Source organism: Iningainema tapete BLCC-T55 (assembly GCF_014698965.1).
Classification (GTDB): Bacteria; Cyanobacteriota; Cyanobacteriia; order Cyanobacteriales; family Nostocaceae; genus Iningainema; species Iningainema tapete.
This window is the reverse complement of the sequence record NZ_JACXAE010000125.1, coordinates 25,537-49,690: the sequence shown is the minus strand read 5'-3', so window position 1 is coordinate 49,690 and position 24,154 is coordinate 25,537. Positions and strand designations below refer to the sequence as shown.

The following is a 24,154-nucleotide window of genomic DNA, read 5'->3' as shown; positions in this document are numbered from 1 at the left end:
TTTATGTCATGAAGACATAGGAGATTTTGACAAGAATTTTATTCGAGTTATCAAAAGGCTAAACAATCCTAATGGTGCAAGAGCAAAGGGTGAAGAAAGAGTTATTCCTGTACCGAACGAACTATTGCGATTGTATAACGATTACTTAATTTATGAATATCCAGAAGTTGAATCAGATTATGTATTTGTGAATATTTGGGAGGGAAACATAGGTGCGTCAATGAATCCTAAAGTTCTAAATACAATGTTCAGTAGATTAACCGAAAAAACAGGAATTAAAGTTTATCCACACCTATTTCGTCATACTTATGCGTCTCGTCTTTTAAGAGCTAAGTATCCAATAGATAGGGTAAAAAATTTGTTGGGACATGCATCAGTTCAAACAACTTTGGATATTTATAGTCATATTATTAGTGAAGCTGACTTATCAGAAGTCGTTAATCAAGAGGAAGAAGATAATGAGTGAATTCAATTTGTCATCAAATTATCAAAGCCTATTGTATAACCAAGCAGCACAAGCACTTTTACAGAATCCACTTATTGCAAAAGATGTTTGGGATATGAAAAGCGATTTAGGGTTAGAAGTTCCCTTACATCAAAGTGAATTGATTTTAAATTTTGAACCTTTAGATCAAGAATGGCTAAAATTGCTAGCGAAACTTTATATTTTAATCAAGCATAAGTTACTTAAAAGTACAACTCTTACTAGACATTTATCTACAATTAGAGTATTCTGTTTATTTTTAAAAGAAGCGAGCATTGATAATCCGGAAAGTATTAACAATCAAGTATTTGAAGATTTTGATTATTACTTGCGTTCTCTTCGTCAAAAGTTATCAGAACGTACAATCACTATTCACTACATCTATCTTAGTAGTTTTTTTAATACTTGTCGGTTTGAAGGATGGCTTAATGTTAATACTTATTGGTTTAAAGGAAGGTATGTCGTCAGTAAACCAAAACTTGATCAGATTGATTATATTCCTGAAGAGGTTTGGAATCAACTTCAAGAAAATCTACATCTTTTACCCGAACAGTTGCAAAGAATGGTATTAGTGATTAGAGCAACAGGTTTGAGAATTGGGGAGTTACTTAATTTACCAATTGACTGTCTTAGAAACAGAAACGAGCAATGGCGGTTAAGACTTAAAGAAACTGAAAAATATCAAATATCAGACGAATTACCAATAGAAGCATTGGAATTAGTAATGGTAATTCAAGAACAACAAAACTATATAAAACAATTATTTGGTGAGAGTTATAAATCTTTATTCTGTAGTAACGTTAGTAAAGTAATTAAAAAAGATGAGGGATGGGAATTTAGACAACCAGTCCCAAAAGTTATGAAAACAGTAACTTTTAACAGATGGCTTAATATCTTAGCCATCAAAGCTAATATTTGTGACAAATCAGGTAAACTTTGGCACTTTACATCACACCAATTTAGAAGGACTTTAGCAACTGTTCTTACTAATGCTGGTATTCGAGATTTAATTATTCAAAAATATTTAAGACATCGCTCTCCAGATATGCAACGTTATTACAAACATCTTCTAAAGCAAGTAATATCAGAAGAATACTCAGAACTAATTAAGGTTCATAAGTATGTAGATATAACTGGTAAGGTAGTTGCCACCGTTCAACCTAGTAATCCGATAACTGAATTGATGCGACGCAAGATGCATCAAATTACTACTCAGTATGGAGAATGCCATCGTCCAAATATTAAATCACCATGCCAAACTATTAATGCTTGTGGAAAATGCGAGCATTGGCGTGTTACAAATGATGATTTACCTTATCTAAAAGAAGATTTGCAGCGAGTCGAAGAAGAATTAAAAATTGCTCAAGAATTAGGAATGATTAGGCAACAGCAAGGTTTGTCCTGCGACCGGAAAAATCTCCAAAATTGCATAAAAGGGTTAGAGGATAGTAATCATGGAAATTGATTGGAGTCAAGATTACAATAATGAATTTATTTGTCCTAAATGTGAGTTAGGATGGTTAAATTTGTATGCGAGAGCAAAGACTATAATATTTAGATGTGGTAGTTGCTTAAGAAAAACTAATAACTTGTGTCAAGTGAAAAAATGCCAACCATATATTGACTTAGATACTAATACAACTTGGTTTCATGGACAAAGAGTTGATGATTTTATTTGTCCTGAATGCGGTGTACAACATATTGTTTTTGATAGGAGCAGACTAGGTAAGAAACATTTCTTCTGCAAAAATTGCCAAAAAACTACTTTAGATTCTATTAATCTATCGCGGATAATTGTCAGTAGATATAGTCAGCAAAAGATGAGTGTTAAAAGATTTACATTTGAAGATGATATTTGGGATTTGAGGGCAATTCATTCTTTAATTGATGAGCAAAATTATAAATATATTATTTACTTTCAATCGATTAAGTCACAATGGTTTAAATCTTTAGTTAAGCGGTATATTCATCATTTGTGTAAGCTTGATACGCCGTTGAACACGATTGACCAACACATGACAAGTTTTCGTTTTTTATCTCGCTACCTTGTGGAAATGGATATTAGTAGCATAAACCAAATAAATCGTAGTGTTATTCTTGATTTTATTAGTCACCAATCAACTGAGGATGCGGTCAAGTCAAGATTATGGACTTTGAGAGATTTTTTTACTATAGGACAACTTCTTCATTGGTTCAATATTGACCAAGATCTTGTCCGTGATGATGACTATCCAAAAGTAAAATTACGGAATCCAGACCCCCTAATTGACATAGTTCGCGAGCAAATAGAGAAGAAATTACATTTATTACCTGACCCGATCGCCCGAATGTGGATTATTGCCTTTTTTACAGCAATGCGTTCATCCGAACTAGCCTTATTGAAAAAAGATTGTTTAGTGCAGTCAGGAGCTAATTGGAAAATTATCTGGAATCGCAAAAAAGGGAAAGACCAGCATGAAGTTCCGATTACAAGGATAATTGCTAAAGTTATACAAGAGCAGCAAGAGTATATTAATAGTTTATGGGGGGAGGATTGGAATTACTTATTCTGCCATTATCAAGGTATTTCTAGAACCGACCTTACCCAACCGAATATAAAACCAGTTAAAAAGGTAATTCCTGTAGTAGATTCTCCACTTCAAATAGCTATTCGCTGTCTTATTAAAGTGGAAAATATTCGGGATTTAAATGGAGAGCTAGCAACCTTTAGTCCTCGTTTAATTAGACCAACTCGTTTAACTCAACTTTTTGAACAAGGACATGACCTCGCTGTTGTGAGTGCGTGGGCGGGACATAAACTGTTATCAACAACGAGCCTCCATTATACAAAAGTTAGTTGCGAACTAATAGGAAAAGAGGCAGGACATATTCAAAAAGCACTTTTGAATATAGATGGTAAGCCTTTACATTATGAATCAATGCCCAAATCTTTTTGGCAAAATCCTCGCGCTCATGAATTAAATATTCCCAGCGACCATATAAATACTCCAATCTACGGTTATTGTGGACTTCCACTAGATGAAGATTGTAATAAGTTTCGTGCTTGCCTAACTTGCGGTTGTTTTGCTGCCATACCTGAAAAATTACCTCTTTACATTAAAAATCGGGATGAGCTAAGAGCAAAAGAATCAAGAGCTAGAGTTAACGGACATGATGTATTAGTTGAACAATTTTCACGACAAGCTGACCAATTAGATAAAATTATTGCTAGTTTAACTGGAGGTGGAGAATGAGTAATTCCGAACGGAAAGAAGCTCGGATTAAAACCCTTATAGACACCCAAGCGACAAGAAAACAACAGACAAGTGAGAAAGTTCATCTCGCCATTGAGCGTCTACAAAAAATCGGGGCAAAAATTAACTTTCAAACTATTGCCAAAGAAGCGAATGTTAGTGTTCCGTATTTGTACAAATATCCGGAACTAAAAGCACATATTGTACAATTGCGTAACCAACAATCATCAATGCCTTCCGCATCAGTGGTACAACCGTCTGTGACAGCGCTCGCTCACTCTCAAGTAGTGGAACGTCTGAAAAAACGCATCCATGAATTAGAAGCGGATTTGAGCGAGCTTAGACGTAAAAATGAAGCATTAGCAGGGCAAGTTTATAGAGTTCATTCTTTAATTGAGCAAGTTGAACGTCAAAAAGAAATTATAGAAACCTTAGAAAATCGTTTAAAATCAGCTAGTCAACAAACAACTGATAATAAAGTTATTCCCCTAACTAAAAAATCACCTATTGTCAGTGACCGTATATTAGATGAACTAGATAAACTGGGAATACAACTTAATGACAATTTAACCTTAATAATTAAAGCAGCAACAGAATCAGATGTTTTAGCAGCTATTGAATATTATAAATATGAACAAGAGCGAACAAATATTGATAATCCTGGTGGGTGGTTAGCTCGTGCAATAAAAGGTTGTTGGAAGAAACCTGATAACTTACAACAAAGCTTTAAACCTGAAAAATCATCACCCGAACTAAAAATATTTTCATCACCCACACTATGTGATAGAGATTTAGCATCTTTAGAAGAACTGGCGAATCTTAGCACTATATTTGACGCTAAATTAGATGACTGATAAAATCCCTCCACAAAACATAGAAGCAGAAGAAAGTATACTTGGTGGTTGCTTGTTAGACCCAGATGCTATAAGCAGAATAGCTGATATTTTGACACCAGAAGCATTCTACTTTTCTGCTTACAAACAAATTTATACAGCAATATTAGAGTTGTACCGTCACTCGTTACCAACAGATTTATTAACAGTAACTAGCTGGCTATCTGACCAGAAATTGTTAACTAAAGTTGGTGGCAGAAGTCAGCTAGCTAAGTTAGTGGATAAAACAGTATCGGCAGTAAATATAGACCTTCTAGCACTTTTAGTTTTAGATAAATACCAACGTCGCCAGCTAATTAGTGCTGGCAACGAAATTATTGAGTTGGGATATGATGCAACAAAAGAAATACAATTCGTATTAGAACAATCAGAGAGCAAGATTTTTAATTTAACAGCAAGAGCCGCCGACAAATTTAAACCACAAGTAATAAGTGTTTGCCTTCATGAAGTATTTCAAGAGTTAAAACAAGGATATACTCCTGGATTTTCTACTGGTTTAACTGATTTAGACGCATTGATAGGAGGATTAAATAAGCAGGATTTAATTGTAATTGCAGCTAGAGCATCAATGGGGAAAACTTGGCTTGGCTGTCACTTGGCAAATTATATTGCTATGCAGCAACAACTACCTGTTATTTTCTTCTCTGCCGAAATGTCGAAATCACAATTAACTAAAAGATTTTTAGCAATGCATTCGGGTATTGATTCTAGTAGGCTAATGAGCCATCAAATATATCGAGACGAAATAGAAAACTTAAAACAAGCTTTGGTTACTTTAAACAAATTAACTATTATTATTGATGATACACCTGCTAGTATTCAAAATCCTGGACGTATATCTTCTGTACTGCGAAAAGTTAAGTCATCCCGAGGTAATTTAGGTTTAGTAGTCATGGACTATATTCAAAAGTTAGGTGATAGAGCAGCTGGGAATCGAGCGCAAGCTATTGGTAAATTTTCTGGTGCATTTAAAGACATTGCTAAAGAATTTGAGGTCCCATTTATTGCGTTAGCGCAAATTAATAGAGGTGTTGAAAACCAAACAAATAAACGTCCTTCAATGGCTGATATTAAAGACTCAGGAGATATAGAACAAGATATGGATATAGGGTTACTTCTTTATCGAGATGAATATTATAATCCCGACACACAAGATAAAGGAGTTATGGAAATTAATGTAGCAAAAAATCGTAACGGTACTACAGGAATTTGCAAAGTATTATTTTCTCCTTCTGTTGGAACATTTTGTAATACTGCAGTTTCTCAAGACTAATAACTGCACTTGGTAAAAGGATTCATTTTATGTTGTATAAAACATCAACAACAATGAAAGCATTATCTAACTTGTGTTGTATACGTTGTGTATTACATAATATAGATGAAGATGGAGTGCTTCTTATTGATGAGCTGCGCCTGGGGAGAGATCCTTTTCATTATGAATCGCCATCTAAGAAGCAACAGAATCAATCTGTTATAGCAAAAAAAACTGATATTGAGTTGTAGTTTCTTTGGCTATGTAGGGTTTAGTACTGTGCCATTCGCTTGTAGTGCTTGTGGTGTTATTTTATAGTTTAATATTTGGACTGGGGATAGATTGCGAGTGTGAAGAAACTAGTTGCTGCCAGTACTGTGTACCGCTTATCTTTTGGTATGAGGGTTGCACCTATGACAGTATTATTTTCCAAGTCATAGAGTGCAATCTCTCTTCTGGAAGCCCTATTTACTACAGCAAGAGTTTGACTGTTGAATGGTTTCGTTTTCTTATGATATCAAAGCTTTACTCAGATTGATTTGGGTGCTATGGCAGCAGGACAAATCAACACCATATTTTTCTTGGGCATAGGCTAATGCCTTATCCTTCGGAACATGACCGCGCAACTCATAATATTCACCGGGATTACTCCAACATTGGTCGTGGTAGAAGAAATGTAACGTCACGGTTTTAGTGTTTGCGCGATATACCTGATACCAGACTCCGCGATATAACACCCAGTCGCCCTTTTTGACATTATCTTTGGAGTACTGAATGCCGCCACTCACGTCAATCAACTCTTGCCAAGTTTGAACTTGCTCTTCGTATTGCGTTTTGAGAAGCAACAGTCTTTCTAGTTGTTTTCCTTCAGCCTTTTTGAAACCGCTACGGCTGCTCGTACCTTCGATATCTGCAATTACACCTCTTAAATTAGTTTTAGCTTCTTCCAGTCTGTTTCCCAAGTATGTGAGATTATACTCGCCGCTTGCTTTTTCTCGGTTTAACTCTGCCCTTTCTCGTAAATGTTTGGCGTAGTTAGATTCATCAATATATGAGCGCATATTTCGATGAATTGTAGCTAGGTCACGCCTGTGCCTTCTTTCTGAGTGGTGTCCGATTAGAATCGGTTGACCGAGCGGGATGGAGTCGGCAATTTGCTTCTGAGTTTTATATGCAGTATCAGCAATTTTTTCGTGTTTGTCAGCACGTTTGTCGAGTCGATCTGCTCTTTGTGCGGCTCGTTCTTGCTTTACTTCTAACTGCTCTTTAAAGGATAAGGCTCCCTCGGATTGAATGCGCTCTACCAACTCCTCAGTTGGATCTTCAAAACAACTGAGGGTACCGTGCCACTTCTTAACTTTTACGCTCAAATCATAAATAATATGTTCGTAAGGTTTAGTATTGCCCAGAATATTCCAAACAGGAATTGGTTTCTTTCCAGGTTTTGTGGGTTTGGTTTGACTCTCAACAATTTTGATTCCGACTGATGCTAGGGTGAATTGTTTTTCTTGCTGTTCTGACATTTTGTTACTAAGATTGATTGGGAGTTATAGTAAGTAAAGTGAAGTTATAAGCCTGGGTCAAATATTGTGAATTGGAGCCTAAGTTATTACGCATCGACCTGCACAAAATTTAGTAGAGGCGCTTAATTGGGAATAGGGAATAAGGTAAGCGATCGCTTCTGTTTTATCGTTGGTGACTTCACGATAGTGCAGTGTAGCGCTATCTTCATTTTTGTGCTGTGCCTTAGTGTGGAGTGGCAAGCAATTGCCACTCGGATGGTTACATATGCTTAAGTTTGATGTTGCTTTAGCATTTTGCTGATGTACTGCCGCCATGCGTTGGTAACACGCACGGCTAGTGTTTCAGGGTTCTCTGCTTTAATTTCTTGGGGTTCAGTGTCAAATTGGTCATCAAAATCAATGCGGCAATGGTATTCCATGCCATCGTGGTAGATGCTAAAACTTGGTGTGATTTGGAAATCTTGTAGCTTCATGATGTGTGTTCCTGTTGTTGCGCCTGGAAGAGATTGCCAGCTTTAAACGAAGTGGCGGATGATGTAAGTGCCTTCGTTGAAACCGTGTCAAGGTACTGAGTAGCGGACAAAGAAGTTGAATTTGGTTTTGGGAATGTTTTTCATAGTTAAGGTTCGAGATAAAGTTTTGAACCTGCGATTAAGTCGATGCCATCATCAAACCATTCAGGTTCGTAACTGTAGTTTTCTAAAATCATGGTTTTGAATTCTTTTCTTAGTAATGGCAAATCGCGGAAGAGTTTGTTTGTGGGGTAGCAAAATGCACTTATCTTGACGGCTGTAGAACCAAATGAGTTGCTGAATACCGTATTGATCGTCGTAATCAAGTAAAACATAGCTGATTTGTTGATAAAAGTTTTCCAGTGTGAAGGGACAACGTTTTACAGTTGTTCTGATGTCAATAAGCGCATCACCGCATACTAAGCAGTCTGCACCACCAATGTAGTTTGACAAAGTGAAGGTGGCGTGAGGAATGATTTTACCTTGAACTTTGTCGTCTACAACATGCCAGGAGTGTGGAACTGACTCTATGATTGCAGACACGTCCCGAATAGTTGGCAACCATTTCTTGAAGTACTTAGTTTCGAGGTTTAGCTGATTTTGACCTTGCAAAAATGGTTGCAATATTTCGTGTTTTATGCCCGAACGTTTGTATCTTTCTAAACTACCTAGAAGTATGCATTTTAGCGCTTCAGAGTCGAGAGCATTGTCGCCTGTGGCGCAGTATTCAATTATGTGTTCTACGTTGAGCATTTTAGCTCCAGCGTAAGCAAGAGTGTTATATATCCAGTTTTCATCCTTTGTTTTGAGAGAAAGATACTTCTTCAGGAAATAAGAGACTGCGTGACCGCACAAGGCAAAGTCTACTTCTTTAAGTGAAGGAAGTATGCGTGGTTGTTGTGCCATGATTTGGTTGTGGTTAGCTAAGAGCTTGGCGATTGTGCTGTTGAATTTACTCTCAAACCATTTTCTGATAGCTGAATTTTTGTTGTTGATTTCGGACGTGAGGCTCATGTATGTTGTTATTAATTTAGTCAGGCAACTTTTGCATAAGCACTTGTTGTTGTCTTAACTGGGACTTTAGGTTTATCATTGCCATGATTTTTGAACTTATGCTTATTTCCTTTTGTTCTCCTTGTTCTAATTTGTCCCAATTTTCAGCTAAAAATATTATTTCAAAAACCTTGAGGTTGAAAATTTGAGCGTATTTTTGGATGAATTGTAAGGTTGGTGATTTTTTGCCTGATTCTATTTCTGATAAATACGATTTAGAACAAAGGAGTTGCAATGCTAATTCTGATTGTTTCAGGTCGTGAAAAACTCTTAACGTTTTCAATACTTTTTCTATTTTCATGTTTTCCTAATTGCTGATATTTGCCTCTATTTTGATGGCTAATGAATGCGTAGCATAGTCGTTGTATGTTCTCATTGCCGAGAATAGTTTTGACATGAAAAAGGGGTCAAGATGCAACTGTTCTGACCCCATAATTGCTATTCCAATGTCTGTTGGTATGCAAGAAGCAGTGTCGTTTGCGATTTCATTATTTGAGAGTAGCAAGCTTGTTGCCCGTGTAGAAATGTGCGAGGATATTCTGCTAAAGAATTGCAGCGCCAGTTAGTAACCGAAGAAACCCGACTGCTCAAACCACAAGGGAAGCAACCCATTACCTCCAAGCTTGAAATTGGCGGGATTGTACTGCCAAACTACTTAGAAAATCTGTCATTCGGCTTTTTTGGCGCTCCCGGTTCGGGCAAATCCCAATCCATCTTACAAGTACTACACACCCTACGCCAAAGGGATGACTGGAGGGTGATAGTACTGGATCGCAACGGCGAATTGATGGAGAAGCTTTACTAAGGCGACATCATCTTTAATCCGAGGGATGCACGCAGTGTTGGGTGGAGCCATCGCTCGGAAGGCACACAGTTTAGCACAATTGCAGCAGGATTGATACCAGACGACCCCAAAGAAAGATTCTTCAGCGATGCAGCCAAGAATCTCATAGCCGATGTATACGAGCGCACTTATTCTAATACTGAGGTATGGGAAGTCTTGACCCGCTTCAGTTTGGAGCAACTGAAGGATTTCTTGGCTGGCACGGTATCCATGCGTTATTTCGAGGGCGAGTCGGGCAACACCGCAGGTAGCGTACTGGCGACGGCAATCAACCAACTCCGCTTCTACCAGTCCTTAACTAAATCCCCAGCACCAGCAGAATTTAGTTTTAGCAAATGGGGTAGGGATGACGTAAGCCGCTGGATATTCCTCCCGCTGTTTGAGGATGACGCGGAAGCTTTCAAGCCACCGATCACCACTTGCTTTGAGTTGATGCTCAGGGGCTTGCTCAGCAATGAGAACCGACGATTAAAGACAGCCCTGGTGATTGACGAACTGGGAGCTTTGAGTCAATTGAAGAGTTTGCCCCGGCTACTATCAGAAAGCAGGAAGTTTGGCGGTAGTGCCTTCATTGGGAGGCAGACGACTGCCCAGATGGAGGAGATTTATGGGGAAAGGGGAGCCAGGATTATTCTTCAAGGTGTGGCCACCAAGCTAATTCTCATTATATGGAATATACAAAAAGAACAACAACAACAGCATGAACCATTACTGTTCTTTGACTTCACATTGTTTACATGACATCAATGTATCCTCCACAGTAATTACATAAATTGAAATTGTTCATAACGTCAACAAAGAAAGACACTGCTTTGTAGATACTTTCTATAACGTAGATTATCTTCTGGTGCTTTCAAGCAAGTATTCTAACGTCCAACCTTTTTCTAGCATAGCTTCAAATGGTGTCCATTCTCCCGTAGGTTCGAGAACTATGATACCTTTTTTAGTACCTTGACTGGCTTGCACAATCCCCTCTTCTTTAGCTAATTTATACCACTCAGAAAAAGTATCTTTGGTTTGACTAATAACCCGTTCAGAGTCAGTTAAATTAGGTGTCCATGCTTCCTCCAATGCTTTTCTCAGTAATCCAGCTTTAGACGTAATCTTTTTTCCAGTAGCAAGATATTCTTCAACTGCGGATACTGCATTTTGTACTTGTTCCTTTTGAAGCGATTCTATTAATTCGTTGATTTTTTTATTAAGTCTAACCCCAAGAGCTTTAATCCGAGGTTTAATAGTATCGAGCATTGAATCGCTACTGATTAATTCTTCCTTCTTATGCTCCAGCACAATTAAGTTAGGTTTACTACTATCTTTACTTTGCTGATATTCATCAAGTTTTGCTCTTGCTAGATTCAAATCTATTTGAAGTTGTTCGATTTGTTGATTTGCTTGTTTGAGCTTCTGATTTTCGGATTCCAGGCTTTGAATACGCTCTGATAGCTCTTGTTCAACCTTATTGTCATTACCCTTTATTCTCTCTTTTAAAACTTCATTTTCTTGTTGGAGAATTTTTACTTTTTCTGCTAACTGAGGAGCAGCCATGCCATAGACAACCTCTAGGTGATTTCTCAAGGCATAATTCTCAGTTTCTAATTTTTTGATTTGAGTTTTCAATTCATTTATTTGCTCTGAGTCTATTCTTTTATTATTTAATGTATTCTCATCATTCTTTTGGCGACGCTCTTTACTTATTTGCTGGGTTTTTATCTGATTAATTTTCTCTTTAATCTCTAGTTCTTTATAGAGCCAAGTTCTAGATACCCCAGACTCTTCTGACACAGTTTTAAAATTAACTGGTTTGTTTTCTTGGATTAGTTTAGTAATAGCTTCTCCTACTCTCTCTAATGCTGATTCTCGCTTTTGTTGAGCATGAGCTTCTAACCCTGATGTATTCCTTTTAAGCATTCTTTCTTTCCTCCTCTAACTGTTTGGGAGTTTGACCTGATGGAGTGGGAACATTGGCTAATTTTTGTTTGAGTTTAGTAAGTGTTTCTATTCCCTCGGTTACTGCCAGTTGTTCTTCTTCAGTTAGAGGTATTTCTTGAAGCATTCGCTCTAAATTACCTTTGGCTTCTATTATTTGTGCTTTACTAGAATTTTTAGGGATATAGAAGCCACACCCAGCACAAGCCATTCTATGTTTACATTGTGAAAAGAAGTCATAAGTGCATAAGCCATGCCCTAAATCATAATATTTCCAAGGTTCTCCATTTGTAACTGCACCAGTAGTAATTGCGTCTTGGTCAATTAAGACTTCGATATTTCGCAAATTGCGTTTAAAATATTCGGCATCCTGATAAGATTTAGCTAATTTTGTAGGAGTTACTTTGGCGTAGTTTATTGTAGAATTAATATCAGAATGACCAAGCCATTCTTTCAATTCAAATAGAGTCATTGGGTCTTTGGCTGTAGATAATTGAGTAGCAATAGTTGACCTAGCTCTATGACTTGTAATCTTACCTTTAACGTCTTTGCTTGCTATTCCTGCTTTTTTACATAGAAGCGGAATAATTGAATCATTGATAAATAAATTTCCAATTTTTCTGCCCCGGTACATAAATAGAAAATCAACCAATCTACCATCTTTCTTATCTATTAAAGGCGATTGTGCTGGACGTACTCTTTTCCAAGCTTCAATTGCTTCTCCTAATACCCTATCAACTGGCTTTGTATAACCTGGACTTGTTTTATTTACTGGAATTTCTAGATAACAAATTGCGTCTTTAGATACTATTTCATTAGTACCTGAAATAATTACATCGTCTTTTTGCCAACGAATACAACCTACTCTCAAACGAATTATTTCATTGTTACGTATTCCTGCCAACAACCAAGTAATAGTTACCGCTTGAACTAATGCAAGAGGATAAGGATACTTACTTATTCCAGTAAGAGGCAAATCTTCTTCTTTTAAATTTAATCCAGCCCACAATAATTTCGCCCAGATATCATCAGCAATAACTCTAGGGTTGGGTTTAATTAAAGCTCTAATAGAACGCGGAGTAACTAATGCTCTGTCTGGACTAAATTTTCTTGATATCCAGTCCCATTCTTGACAATCTTGAAAAAACCTTCTTACACTACTAATGAAGCCACTTTTTGTTACTGGAGTTAAAGGCTTACCCTGTTGATCGCAGTTTCGATTAATGTTTTCTACATAATCTCCTATCTTCATTTGATTGACTTCTGCTATAAACTCAATAGCTAATTGACGAGTCCACTGCTCAGGGGAATTTATTTCAGGATGTTTATGAGTTAGCCAACGTCCTACTTTAAGCACGTCATAATAAGTCTTCTGCTGAGTTCTGAGTGAAAGAGTGGAAGTATTGTACCAACGTTGACACCATTTAAACCATTCAGGAGAAACATTTTTCCTTGCGTCTTCATTACCAAAAAATTCTCCATCTTTAATCACGACATTAAGAGGTTCACTGATAATTCCCATGTTTAATAAAACAAGAGATATTGAGCTCAACTCTGTTTTAATATAGGATGGTATATTTTGGTTTTCTCTTAAATCTTGAAGAATGTCAATTGTTATGTCTTCAATATATGGACTACGATTTGCCAATAATAAATCTGAAATAGCTGCTCTTATTTTTTTTTCTTGCTTTGTTTTGCTATAGCCAAGAGCTAAGTAAGCTCTTGTAATTTTCTCACAAGCTTGTTGGATTAGTTCTTTTCCAAATACTTTTGTTGCCACTAAATAAGAAGGAAGCCTACAATCATCTGTACAATGAAAATCCAACTCAAATAATAAATAAATAACGGCTGCTAAATTTACTTGGATACCGCTATACACCCCATATTTTTTATTAAAAATACTATTAGGACAATCAATTATTTCCGCCCAGTCTTCTTCTTTCCAGTCCCAATAAGTAGTCTGTCTTTTATTTATTTCTTTTAAAAGAACTCGAATTATAGGGCTTCGTCTTGCAATATCTGGATTAAATATATCTATAGCATCATTAAGTGGTTGCAGTAACCTGTCTAATATTTTACATGTTTTCTGATGCCAATTTGTTGTCTTCTTGATAACAAGTCTTATTTCTTCTTTTTCAGTTTTAGTTAAATAAGGACTCCGATTATACTTGCTAATATCTATAGGCGACTGCCATTTTTCTTTTTTTGGTTCAACTACTTTTACTTTTCTTGCTGCTTTCATTTTAAGAGTTCCGTCATCATTGCTATGCGCCAAGCATGAATCTGATTCATACCTTTCTCCAATTTCTCTGCTAAATCTTTACCACTGAGATGAATGTATATTTTGGTAGTTTCTAAACTTCTATGACCAGCAAACAGAGCTATTTCATGTAAGTCCCATCCTGCTTTTGCTAAATCAGTCAAACAAAGATGCCGTGGTGTATGAGTTGTCAACTGTTTTACTCCAGAATTTATAGCAATTCTTTCCACTACCTTTGACCAAGTAGAAAGGCTTATGGGACTACTTTTATTCCTTTTAGATTCAGATAAGAATATTCCTCCTTTTTCTCTACTTAAAGTTTGTCGATGACTTAAATAACTGGCATACAAAACTCCAGTAGATTCTGAATAAGGAACAACTCTAGATTGTCTGTTCTTAGTCATCTCTGCTCTAATCGTTATTAATCTAAAAGCAGGATCAATATCATTAATTTCTATCGAGCATAATTCTTCACGTCTTAAAGCAGCATCATAAGACATTGCCAACATGAATCGATTCCTCAATGATTCTGATTTAGTAGCTTCTAAAATCGCTTGCCACTGTTCGTTATTAGGAATCCAAGGTAACTTTCTATAACGTGGGATTAATGCCCTATCTCGATGTCCAGCAAAGCCTTTTCCTGGTGTATATTTTCCTCTTCCTACTGGATTGTCTTGTCTAATGTTTTCTTCTATTAAATGGTCATAGAATAGCCTGATAGCCGTAATTTTTAGCTGCATAGTAGCATTAGCAAGACCTACCCCAGAATCAAGAGTAATTACGTTTTTTCCGCGAGGATTAGGGCGGTTGCTTAGGTATCTGACGTAAGTAGCTATATCTGCTTTTCGAGCTGTTTCTGGAATAACCTTGTAAATCTTACAGAACAGTAAGTAATCCTCTAAGCTTTTGCCATAGGCTTGTATAGTATTTTCAGCGAAACTTAAATCAGCCTGAATTTGTAACCATTTTCGAGGCTGTTCTTGTTCTGCTAGTAGTGGAAAGAATTCCCATCTTGGTTCGACCATCTGTACTTTGTTAACACTCAACCACTATGAGAACAGTTTACAGGAGTTCTTCAACAATGTCAAATGCCTGTACAGTCTTTTTTTGTTGTTGTTTACATGTATGTTTATTCTAAATAACTTATAATATTAGGGATGGAGCCACGGCAGAACAATTCTCCAAAATGATTGGGGTGCAGGAGCGGATCGATGTCAATCTCTCGAAAAACTACAGCCAGAGTAATGACGGTGGGATCAGCCAAAGTGAGCAGATTAGGGAGACAGCAGCAGTATTGCCCAGTGAACTGTCATGACGGGATGCCTTACCAAAATACCTTGAAAGCTTAGGTAATGAACTGAGGTATTTAGAGTTAGTAATTCTGATTTATCACTATATATTTACCATTACCATAAATTTTAACACATCGTGACCGAATAATTACTAATTCGTAAATTATGCTCATCGAGAATAATGTATTAAATCATACATTATAATACCTGGTTACTGAGGCTAGCAGTTAATTTTCATAGTATATTTTGACGCTATTGATTATACCCGTACTTGCAATACACACAGCAGTACCCTCACGGGTACTATTATTGCCACTAATTTTATAAGTTACATAAATTACAAATTTTCTTTGAGAAAATCAAAAAAATCTTCCGGGTTTTTCCGGAGCGAAGAAGATACGAGACGTAGGTAAGCTATAGCAAATAATATATTACTTACTTTATTTATGTGTGGTAATTATATTCAGTAGTTAGATAAGTACCAAAAAACGCTTGGTAATAGACCAGCCAGAAGTCAGCAAGCTCATTCGTACCTTGCTTTTCACGCTTGCTAACACAAGAAAAGTTTGCAGCATTTGTTGGTGTTACCTATGCCAGAATCAACCGATGGGAAAATGGACGCGCCAAGCCAAGTACTGAAGAACCTAATTAGATAAGAGGAAGGTTGAAATCATGAAAACGGTTAGACTGATTGGTGCTGAAGGTTTAGATGAGTTTGCTCAATTTGCCTTGAATGAAGCGACTTTGATTGTACAAAACTATTTGAGCGAGAGCATAATAGACGGAAGTTTATTAACAACAGTTAATTTATCCTTTGGCAACCTTTTTGATGCTGAGAAGTTAGAAAACTTGCGTCAGCAATGGGCAACTGGCAACTTTGAAGGACTTCCAGCGATTGAAATCCGCCCAGCCGCAGAAATTAACGGGGCTAACGGGGCTTTTGCTGAAGCGACCAACAAAATTTATCTATCTCGGGAATACATCATCCAGAATACTTCTTATCCCCAAGCAATTACTAATGTTTTATTAGAAGAAATTGGGCATTTTGTTGATGCACAAATTAATGCATCAGATGCACCTGGGGATGAAGGGGCTATTTTCTCGGCACTGGTTCGGGGGGAAACGGTGGATGAAGGGCGGTTGCAGCAGTTAAAAGCAGAGGATGATACAGCGACTATCACTTTAGATGGACAAGTCATTCAGGTAGAGCAGGCAGATGATGAGGTCACAATTTCTGGAACCATTCTTTGGACGGATAGTGCTGGTTACCAACATCCGGTTCGTGAAGCAACCGTAGAAGTCTGGGATGCTGAGGACTTATATACTAACTACGAGCTTGTTACGACTGTAAGGACTAATACTGATGGAGTTTACTCTGCCATTTTCAACAATGATCGCAGTGGTGGAGGCAAGCGAAATATCTATATAAAAGTGTTAGCCGATGGACCAGCACACTTTGTGGAGAAATTAAATTCAATTGTTGATGAGACCTATTCACAAAGAACTAACACTATTGACGAAATTTCTGATGGCGCTCACACCATAAATCTTACAATTGGCAACGGTACTGATGCAGAGCGTGCGTTTTCAATTAGCGATGCATTGTATGTAGGGGAAGTTTATGCAAAAGCTGTACGTGGAGAACTGCCAAGGAGACTGGAGGTAAACTTTCCAAACAATACCAATAACAATACTTCGTATTTTGATAACTTCTTTATTGCTAAAGATCTCAACATCACTTCACGTCGCGCTTGGGCTTGGGATGTGATTCTCCACGAGTATGGTCACTTTTTAGCAGATTTGGATGATTTAGACGATTCTCCTGGTGGCGATCACAGTAGTGGGAAGAGCAACATCCCTAAATATGGGAAGGATAAAGGTGTTCGACTTGCATGGGGTGAGGGACTTGCAACTTATTTGGGGATTGCTGCTCAGCATGTCGCCAATGATGCATGGCTGTTGCAAAACGTTCCAACCGTGGGTAACACGTTTTACGAAGCTACAGATGCAGATAAAACAAGCCAAACATACATTGAATATGATCTAAGATATGACTTAGAAACAAAAGATGGTGCAGGAAACGTGGGTGAAGGTGACGAGGCATCAGTGATTCGGATTTTGTGGGATCTTGCAGATGACAATAAAGACACTTTCGCCAGCGGATTGAAAGATGAAATCGCATTAGGACACAAGGATCTCTACGACATCCTCAACAACAAAATATCTGATTTGGATCAACTCGATGATGTTTGGGATTACTTCTTCGATATTACACAAAACAACTATGCTGAACGCGTGAAGTTTGGAGCTATCTTTGAGGAATACGGTGTATCACCAGAACCTATAAAGGGAGCGATTAAACCAACTTATGGCGCAAAAAGTCCCCCCCCAACTTTTAAGTGGCTTGAAAAAAACAATAACGCCAACGATACATTCAACGTCCTTGTCTTCAACAGTGACTTCTCAAAGATCGAGCTGGCAAGCTCGGTGCTGGGGAGCATAACAGAATGGACACCCACCCCAGACGAATGGATGCTGGTTACAAACACTCTGGGGAAGCATCACTTCATTGTCGCTGGCACTGACACTAGCGACTTTCTGACTGGTGAATATTGGAGCGGTGCCCGTACTTTTTCTGTAAGTCCTAGCATAGGTCTTCAACCCTTGAAGGATGGTTTAGGTAAGACACTGTCTGCCATTCAAAATGCTGTGACTGAGAAGATTTTTAGGGCAACGGGTTTCCAAAACCTTGGTAACTTAAAAGACTTACCTTTGCTGGGCGACACACTCAAAACTGCTACCGGGGCGCTGTTCATACAGGATTTATCCACTCAAATTAGTGAAAAATTTAGTCAAAAGTTTGCTAGTGCGAGAGATGCATCTGTTGATGAAATTCAGGAAGCTTTCTTTGAATTGTTTGAGCCGACTGGTTTGCTCAAAGACTCTGATGATGTTGGAAATGAAATTACTAAAGAAGACATTATATATAGCGGAGAGGGTTCCTTAGTTAAATTTAACTTTAAACTAGGCGGTACGAAGAAATTTGAAACTTCGCTGCCGTCCGAAATTGGCTTTGGCTTGTCACAGCTCGGCTTAAAACTCGGTGAAAACGCCAAGGCATCTGTTGACCTTGACTATACATTCGATTTTGGTTTCGGTATTGACACTGCTACCAATGAGTTCTTCTTCGACACCTCTCCTAATAAAGACTTAAGCATCTCACTCAAACCATCACTGCCAAAGGCAACAGCCACACTTGGGTTCCTCCAAGTTGATGCAAAAGATGTTGGTAGCCAACTTGACTTTTCGCTCAACTTAGAGGATGGCAACGACAACCAGTTAACAATTGGCGAACTGAACAGTAACAGTTTTACAGTTACGCCAAAGGGATCTGCTGACATTAAGCTTAATCTTCTCTCTAGCGTTAACGGCTCAAAGGGGTTACCCCAACTTGGTGCAGATTTGGTTGTAAACTGGGATTTTGTTGAGAATCTAGCACCTACAGTTGCCTTCAACGATGTTGAGTTAGACGTTGGCTCGTTTTTAAGCAACTTTGCTGGTCCAGTTTTGGAAGATGTTCAAAAAATAACTAAGCCAGTACAACCAGTTATCGACATTCTGACCAAAGAGATTGATCTCAAGGTTGTTAAGCTTAGCCTCTTGGATGTAGTGAAGAAAGCTGGGTATGATACCAAATTCATAGATTCAGTTGCCACAATTGTCACAATTGTCAATAGTATTCCAAATATTTCTAAAGATAGTAATATCAAAATCGACCTAGGTAGCTTCAATCTGGGTGACGCAGACATCCGTAAGTCAGGTTTCCAGCTAATTAACGAAAACCCAAATATTACTAGGAAGGCTGATTTTGTTAAAAACCAAATCGCTGCCTTTGACGACAAAAACGCCAAGAAAGAAAAAGAAATCATTACTAGCTTCCTCACAATACCCGGTGGAGGACTGCAATTCCCCTTCCTGACCGAACCAAAGGAGGTTTTCAACTTACTGCTGGGTAAAGAGATCAATCTCTTCACCTACGATCTACCGAAGCTGGACTTCGGTTTTACATACAGCCAGTTCTTCCCCATCGTGGGACCGTTCGGAGTTCGACTCGGAGGAAACATCGGTGTAGAGATAGATTTCGCGTTTGGGTACGACACCAAGGGGTTTAGGGATTTCAGTGATTCCAAAAACGCAGCGGATATTTTCAACGGTTTATATGTTAGCGATCGCGCCAACGCTAATGGAACCGGAGATGATATTTCGGAAGTCAAGCTCAATGTCGGTCTTGAAGCCTCTGCTGAGTTGAACGTAGGAGTCGCTTCAGGTGGGGTCGGCGGCGGAATTTACGGCAATATTGACTTCAACCTTAACGACCCCAACAAGGACGGTAAAGTTTACTTTGACGAGATAGCATATCTAATTAATAAAAATCCCCTTTACTTATTCGACACCTCTGGTAAAGTAACTGCTGGTCTGAACGCTTATTTCAAAATTGGGTTTAAGCCTTTTCAAATCAAAAAGCGCTACGACAGCCCCAGGAGAACCCTAGCCGAATTCAATAGTAAGTACGACGACAGCCATAACGGTGGCGGCGGTACACCACAAAATGTGCCGATATTGGCAACAGATATTGGCAGCGGCGTTCTCCGGTTGAACATGGGACTAAATGCGGCAGCTCGCACATACGGTAATATAACCGATGATGCTGAAATCTTTACGATTGAGCATCAATCGGGGTCATCTGGTAATGAGAAAGTCTTGATTTCCGCATTTGGCACCAGCAAGGAGTACAACGGCGTTAGTAAGATTGTTGCTAACGGGGGAGAAAAAAACGACATCATCCAACTAACAGATAACGTCCTAACATCGGCAGAACTGGTAGGTGGTAACGGTGACGATCTGGTTCTGGGCGGTAGTGGTAATGATTCTCTAGAGGGCGGTAGTGGCTTCGACCTACTAGATGGTGGCAACGGCAATGATACATTGCGTGGCGGTGATGATGATGACTTGCTAGTTGGGGGAGCAGGTGCTGATGTTCTCGATGGCGGTCTTGGTGACGATACAGCCAGCTATGAGACTGCCGCAACAGGCATTTTGCTCAATCTGGCTACTCTTGAGGCTACGGGGGATGCACAGGGAGATGTGTTTGTGTCAATCGAGCAATATGAGGGTTCCTCGTATGATGACACTTTAGTAGGCGATGCTACTAACAATATACTAGGGGGACTGGGTGGCAATGACTTGCTCTCTGGAGGAGAAGGAAATGATTTCCTAGACGGTGGCGATGGAAATGACACGTTGCGTGGCGATGCTGGTGATGACTTGCTAGTTGGGGGAGCTGGCGCCGATGTTCTCGATGGCGGTTCTGGTATCGATAAAGCTAGCTATAGGACTGCCAAAACAGGCATATTGCTTAATCTAGCCACTCTTGAGGCTACGGGGGATGCACAGGGAGATGTGTTCGTGTCAATTGAGCAATATGAGGGTTCTCCGTATAATGATACCTTGATCGGAACAGACGGCGATGACGTTCTCATTGGTGGCGGTGGTGCTGATATCCTGCGGGGGGGATTGGGGAATGATACTTATGAGCTAGACGCTAATACAACTTATGAGCTAAACGCTGAGACAACTATTCAGGGTCCTGCCCGCGCTGCGGGCAGCCGAATTCAGGATACCAATGGCACTAATGATACCCTCAATCTCTTAAACATTAACCTCTCCTTATCAGCTCCTGTTTCCGGTCAAGCAGGACTGGCGCGATTTGGCAGCACGCTAATAATAGACATCAACAAAAACGGAGTTGCTTCCCAGGCTGAAGACCTATCTATTGAAAACTTCTTTTTACCCCGAGAGTTCTCCATTAATGATGTCACTCTCACCGAAGGCAATAGCGGCACCACCAACGCTTTATTCACTGTCAAAGGTCTAGCTGGGACTGGTGGTGCTGGCTTCATCGAAACGGTAGACAACCTTTCAGGCACTGATATTCTCAACTTCCTATCGACGGTGACGGTGGACTACGCCACTGTTGATGGTACAGCCACAACTGGTACAGATTATAATCCCACTAGCGGTCAACTAACCTTTACCCAAAACGAGACGGAAAAAATCGTTAGCGTACAGATCATCGCTGACACCAAAGTAGAGCCTGACGAGACTTTCTTTGTCAACCTAAGTACGGCAAGCAATACAGATATTGCTGACCTCCAGGGCGTTGGAACAATCCTCAATGATGATCTTCCTTCACCATCTACCAATGTCTCCTTTAGCAATGCCCCCAACTCTCCCTTTAGTGTGGGAAGTTCTCCCCGTTCCATTGCGCTAGGAGACTTCAACAGAGACGGCAACCAGGACCTAGCTGTGGCGAACGAAGTCTCTGACAATGTCTCAATACTGTTGGGAGATGGCAAAGGCAGCTTTGGCATTGCCACCAACTTTAATGCGGGAGACTATCCCACGGACATTGCTGTGAGTGACCTGAACGCAGACGGCAACCAGGATCTAGCTGTAACGAACTTCAATGGGAGCAACATCTCAGTGCTGTTGGGAGATGGCAAAGGCAGCTTTAGTACTGCCACCAACTTTAAAGTGAGGTCATTTGCCAATTCTATTGCTGTAAGTGACCTAAATGCAGATGGTTTTCCCGATCTAGCCATGACGAACAATACCTTTGACGATATTTCAGTACTGTTGGGAGATGGCAAAGGCAGCTTTGGCACTGCCACCAACTTTAACGTAGGATCATATCCCAGTTCCGTCACTGTGAGTTACCTGAACACAGATAACTTCCCCGACCTTGTTGTGGCGAACTATTTCTCTAACAATGTCTCAGTGCTGTTAGGAGATGGTAAAGGCAACTTTAGCACTGCCACTAACTTTAACGTAGGAAGGAATCCCAATTCTCTTGCTATAAGTGATTTGAATTCAGACGGTTTCCTCGACTTAGCTGTAGCGAACCAAGCCTCTGACAACATTTCAGTGCTGTTGGGAGATGGCACAGGTCGCTTTGGCACTGCCACAAACTTTAACGTGGGGTCATATCCCTCTGACGTTGCTGTGGAGGACCTGAACGCAGATGGCTTAAGCGACCTACTAGCCAGAACATCTCCCAGCGGCAACATTTCAGTACTGTTTGGGGATGGCACAGGCAGCTTTGGCGCTGCCAACTTTTACGTGGGGTCAGGTGGCGGTTCCGTTGCTTTCGGGGACTTCAACAAAGACGGTAAACCGGATCTGGCAACGGCGAACTATAGCTTTAATAACGTCTCAGTATTTCTTAATACCACCACGGTCAATGCAGCAATTGGGGGAGATAGTAGCGCTACTTTGACTGGCAGCAGTAGCAATGACACCTTCAACAGTAGTATAGGCAGAAATACGATCATCGGCAGTAACGGTGACGATATTCTAGTGAGTGGCAAGAGCGGTGACATTATCACAGGCGGTGCAGGCAATGAACCGATTTTTCTATGAAAGTTATAGGGATTTCGGCGACACAATCACTGACTTTGACCCTACTAGCAATGTCCTCGACTTGAACCAAATCTTTGCTCCTCCAAGTTATAGTAGCTCGATCCCACTCGATGACTATGTGCAACTTACTCAAATTGACTCAAGTACTGCTGTCCAAATCGACCCGAACGGCGCTCCTGCTCGCAATATTTTCAGGACGCTAGTCATGGAAAACGTTGTAGCTACTAACTTCAGTACCAGTACCAACCAAAATGGTGACTCTACCGGGGTTGGTGGAATTGGTCAACTTTTGTGGTAAGCGGAAAAAGGTTGCTGGTATTGTCGATTTATATCAAGTTCGGGGTTGCCAAGACAACCTCGGCTATCTGCCTTGCCTCACTGTTTTGTGAAGATGGTGCAACCTTGGTCATTGACACTGACCCCAATCGCGTAAGCTTCGACCTGGGCAAGACCTAGGGGATTACCGTTTCAGGTTTGTGGGGAAAAGGAAGCAGCAAAACTGATGCGATCGCCTCCGGTGGGCGCTTTGCGTCATCGCACTCAATTGGGAAGGTCGATTGTATGTGGCGGTAATGATTGATATTTTCATCGTTCAATATCTCCCGATTGTTGGTTATCTAGCTGTTGGTTGCTTATTTGTCTTGAGGCTTCAATTTGCTGCCATCGGGCAACATCCTCTGCCGTTAGTTCTCTGGCAGTTACTAATAATTTGTCATTACTTTATCTTTACTAAAAATATTAATGTAAATCAAAAAAATGCTTGCACTAACTTCTTGGTGCAAGCGATTACTGCATATTTTCTTTTTGGTAGTTATCTACTGTGCGGATGGTGCGGATGCAAAGTTTATGTTGATTATTGAGCCTGACTTGAGCTTGAGTTTGCCCACTGCTGTATGGGCGGGAAGTTCTATCAATTTGTCAACTTCTTGGATGGAATTATAAAAAGGACACTGGTCCTTGCAAGTCGGGACATTTTCAATGATCTTGACTACGTTGTTGTTGCGTACAAACACCATGTCGAGCGGAAAGCGTACATCTTTCGTCCATATCTGGATGGGTTGTGCCTTCCCTGGAATAACAAACAGCATTCCTTGATTCGCAACTAATTCTGAGCGAAACTTCAGACCCTTTGCAATCTCATGGGGTTTGCGTGCTACCTCTAGTTTAACAGTTTGATTGTTAGCATTGAGCGTGGCACCAATTGGTAGTTTTTGAGGATGGTGGTACAAGCCTATATAAACTAGAGGTGATATTGCTGCCACAAATCCTGCTATTGGTCCTACAATTTTCAGTAAATTTAAGAGAGTTTTTCCAATGACAACATTACTTTGTTTTTGAATTTGATTGTTTTGTGCTGTAATTGTCATGTCTTTAAACCTTGTAGATTAGATTGGAATGTTTAA

General features: G+C 39.5%; 19 protein-coding genes and 1 pseudogene. 10 read left to right on the top strand and 10 right to left on the bottom strand.

All coding sequences use genetic code 11. The features are described 5' to 3' along the window. The 5 genes from ICL16_RS41020 to dnaB form a co-directional block, all read left to right on the top strand. On the top strand, positions 1–466 hold a 466-nt coding region (locus tag ICL16_RS41020; RefSeq protein ID WP_190837730.1), incomplete at its 5' end, for a tyrosine-type recombinase/integrase. Next, positions 459–1,949: a tyrosine-type recombinase/integrase gene (locus ICL16_RS41015; RefSeq protein WP_190837728.1), complete on the top strand. Its 1,491-nt coding sequence runs from the start codon at positions 459–461 to the stop codon at positions 1,947–1,949. The genes ICL16_RS41020 and ICL16_RS41015, both read left to right, overlap by 8 nt. Next, the gene (locus ICL16_RS41010; protein WP_238361174.1) at positions 1,939–3,717 is read left to right on the top strand and encodes a tyrosine-type recombinase/integrase; all 1,779 of its coding nucleotides are present in this window, start codon (positions 1,939–1,941) and stop codon (positions 3,715–3,717) included. The genes ICL16_RS41015 and ICL16_RS41010 overlap by 11 nt, the downstream gene beginning before the upstream one ends. After that, positions 3,714–4,571: a DUF6262 family protein gene (locus ICL16_RS41005; protein WP_190837726.1), complete on the top strand. Its 858-nt coding sequence runs from the start codon at positions 3,714–3,716 to the stop codon at positions 4,569–4,571. Before ICL16_RS41010 ends, ICL16_RS41005 begins: the two co-directional genes overlap by 4 nt. Then, positions 4,564–5,883: a replicative DNA helicase gene (dnaB, locus tag ICL16_RS41000; protein WP_190837724.1), complete on the top strand. Its 1,320-nt coding sequence runs from the start codon at positions 4,564–4,566 to the stop codon at positions 5,881–5,883. Before ICL16_RS41005 ends, dnaB begins: the two co-directional genes overlap by 8 nt. A gap of 488 nt (positions 5,884–6,371) precedes the next feature. Here the strand turns inward: dnaB and ICL16_RS40995 are convergent, their stop codons facing one another. The 5 genes from ICL16_RS40995 to ICL16_RS40975 all read right to left on the bottom strand — a co-directional run bounded on the left by ICL16_RS40995 (position 6,372) and on the right by ICL16_RS40975 (position 9,251). Then, positions 6,372–7,385: a DUF3560 domain-containing protein gene (locus ICL16_RS40995; RefSeq protein ID WP_190837722.1), complete on the bottom strand. Its 1,014-nt coding sequence runs from the start codon at positions 7,383–7,385 to the stop codon at positions 6,372–6,374. 78 nt (positions 7,386–7,463) lie between these two features. Then, positions 7,464–7,625: a hypothetical protein gene (locus ICL16_RS40990; protein ID WP_190837720.1), complete on the bottom strand. Its 162-nt coding sequence runs from the start codon at positions 7,623–7,625 to the stop codon at positions 7,464–7,466. A 29-nt stretch (positions 7,626–7,654) separates the two neighbouring features. Beyond that, positions 7,655–7,858: a hypothetical protein gene (locus ICL16_RS40985; RefSeq protein WP_190837719.1), complete on the bottom strand. Its 204-nt coding sequence runs from the start codon at positions 7,856–7,858 to the stop codon at positions 7,655–7,657. Between the two features lie 204 nt (positions 7,859–8,062). After that, positions 8,063–8,911 (bottom strand): hypothetical protein, encoded by an 849-nt coding sequence (locus tag ICL16_RS40980; protein WP_190837717.1) that lies wholly within the window; start codon positions 8,909–8,911, stop codon positions 8,063–8,065. Positions 8,912–8,927: 16 nt separating this feature from the next. Then, positions 8,928–9,251, bottom strand: coding sequence for a helix-turn-helix transcriptional regulator (locus ICL16_RS40975; protein ID WP_190837715.1), 324 nt, complete (start codon positions 9,249–9,251; stop codon positions 8,928–8,930). Between the two features lie 225 nt (positions 9,252–9,476). Here ICL16_RS40975 and ICL16_RS40965 point away from each other — a divergent pair. Then, positions 9,477–10,535: pseudogene (locus tag ICL16_RS40965) on the top strand (type IV secretion system DNA-binding domain-containing protein). A gap of 96 nt (positions 10,536–10,631) precedes the next feature. Here the strand turns inward: ICL16_RS40965 and ICL16_RS40960 are convergent. From ICL16_RS40960 to ICL16_RS40950, 3 genes are read right to left on the bottom strand one after another with little or no spacing between them, the layout of a single operon-like run. Continuing rightward, entirely contained in the window at positions 10,632–11,702 is a 1,071-nt protein-coding gene (locus ICL16_RS40960; RefSeq protein WP_190837711.1) for a DUF6262 family protein, read from the bottom strand. Beyond that, positions 11,695–13,962 carry a tyrosine-type recombinase/integrase gene (locus ICL16_RS40955; protein WP_190837709.1) on the bottom strand — a complete coding sequence of 756 codons (2,268 nt, stop codon included), beginning with the start codon at positions 13,960–13,962 and terminating at the stop codon, positions 11,695–11,697. Before ICL16_RS40955 ends, ICL16_RS40960 begins: the two co-directional genes overlap by 8 nt. After that, positions 13,959–15,005 carry a tyrosine-type recombinase/integrase gene (locus tag ICL16_RS40950; RefSeq protein WP_190837706.1) on the bottom strand — a complete coding sequence of 349 codons (1,047 nt, stop codon included), beginning with the start codon at positions 15,003–15,005 and terminating at the stop codon, positions 13,959–13,961. Before ICL16_RS40950 ends, ICL16_RS40955 begins: the two co-directional genes overlap by 4 nt. A 186-nt stretch (positions 15,006–15,191) precedes the next feature. Between ICL16_RS40950 and ICL16_RS46515 the strand changes: the two genes are divergently transcribed. The 4 genes from ICL16_RS46515 to ICL16_RS40935 all read left to right on the top strand — a co-directional run bounded on the left by ICL16_RS46515 (position 15,192) and on the right by ICL16_RS40935 (position 23,049). Then, positions 15,192–15,329 (top strand): hypothetical protein, encoded by a 138-nt coding sequence (locus tag ICL16_RS46515; RefSeq protein ID WP_238361173.1) that lies wholly within the window; start codon positions 15,192–15,194, stop codon positions 15,327–15,329. A 490-nt stretch (positions 15,330–15,819) separates the two neighbouring features. Then, complete coding sequence (locus ICL16_RS47975) at positions 15,820–15,924, top strand: helix-turn-helix domain-containing protein (RefSeq protein WP_190837705.1); 105 nt, start codon at positions 15,820–15,822, stop codon at positions 15,922–15,924. A 20-nt stretch (positions 15,925–15,944) separates the two neighbouring features. After that, positions 15,945–22,751: an FG-GAP-like repeat-containing protein gene (locus ICL16_RS40940; protein ID WP_190837702.1), complete on the top strand. Its 6,807-nt coding sequence runs from the start codon at positions 15,945–15,947 to the stop codon at positions 22,749–22,751. Beyond that, positions 22,732–23,049 (top strand): type I secretion C-terminal target domain-containing protein, encoded by a 318-nt coding sequence (locus ICL16_RS40935; protein WP_190837699.1) that lies wholly within the window; start codon positions 22,732–22,734, stop codon positions 23,047–23,049. The genes ICL16_RS40940 and ICL16_RS40935 overlap by 20 nt, the downstream gene beginning before the upstream one ends. A gap of 154 nt (positions 23,050–23,203) precedes the next feature. On the opposite strand, the gene ICL16_RS40930 is transcribed toward ICL16_RS40935, so the two are convergent. Both ICL16_RS40930 and ICL16_RS40925 read right to left on the bottom strand, forming a co-directional pair. Continuing rightward, positions 23,204–23,347 (bottom strand): hypothetical protein, encoded by a 144-nt coding sequence (locus ICL16_RS40930; RefSeq protein WP_190837697.1) that lies wholly within the window; start codon positions 23,345–23,347, stop codon positions 23,204–23,206. Between the two features lie 219 nt (positions 23,348–23,566). Further along, complete coding sequence (locus tag ICL16_RS40925; RefSeq protein ID WP_190837695.1) at positions 23,567–24,118, bottom strand: DUF192 domain-containing protein; 552 nt, start codon at positions 24,116–24,118, stop codon at positions 23,567–23,569. Positions 24,119–24,154 lie beyond the last annotated feature (36 nt).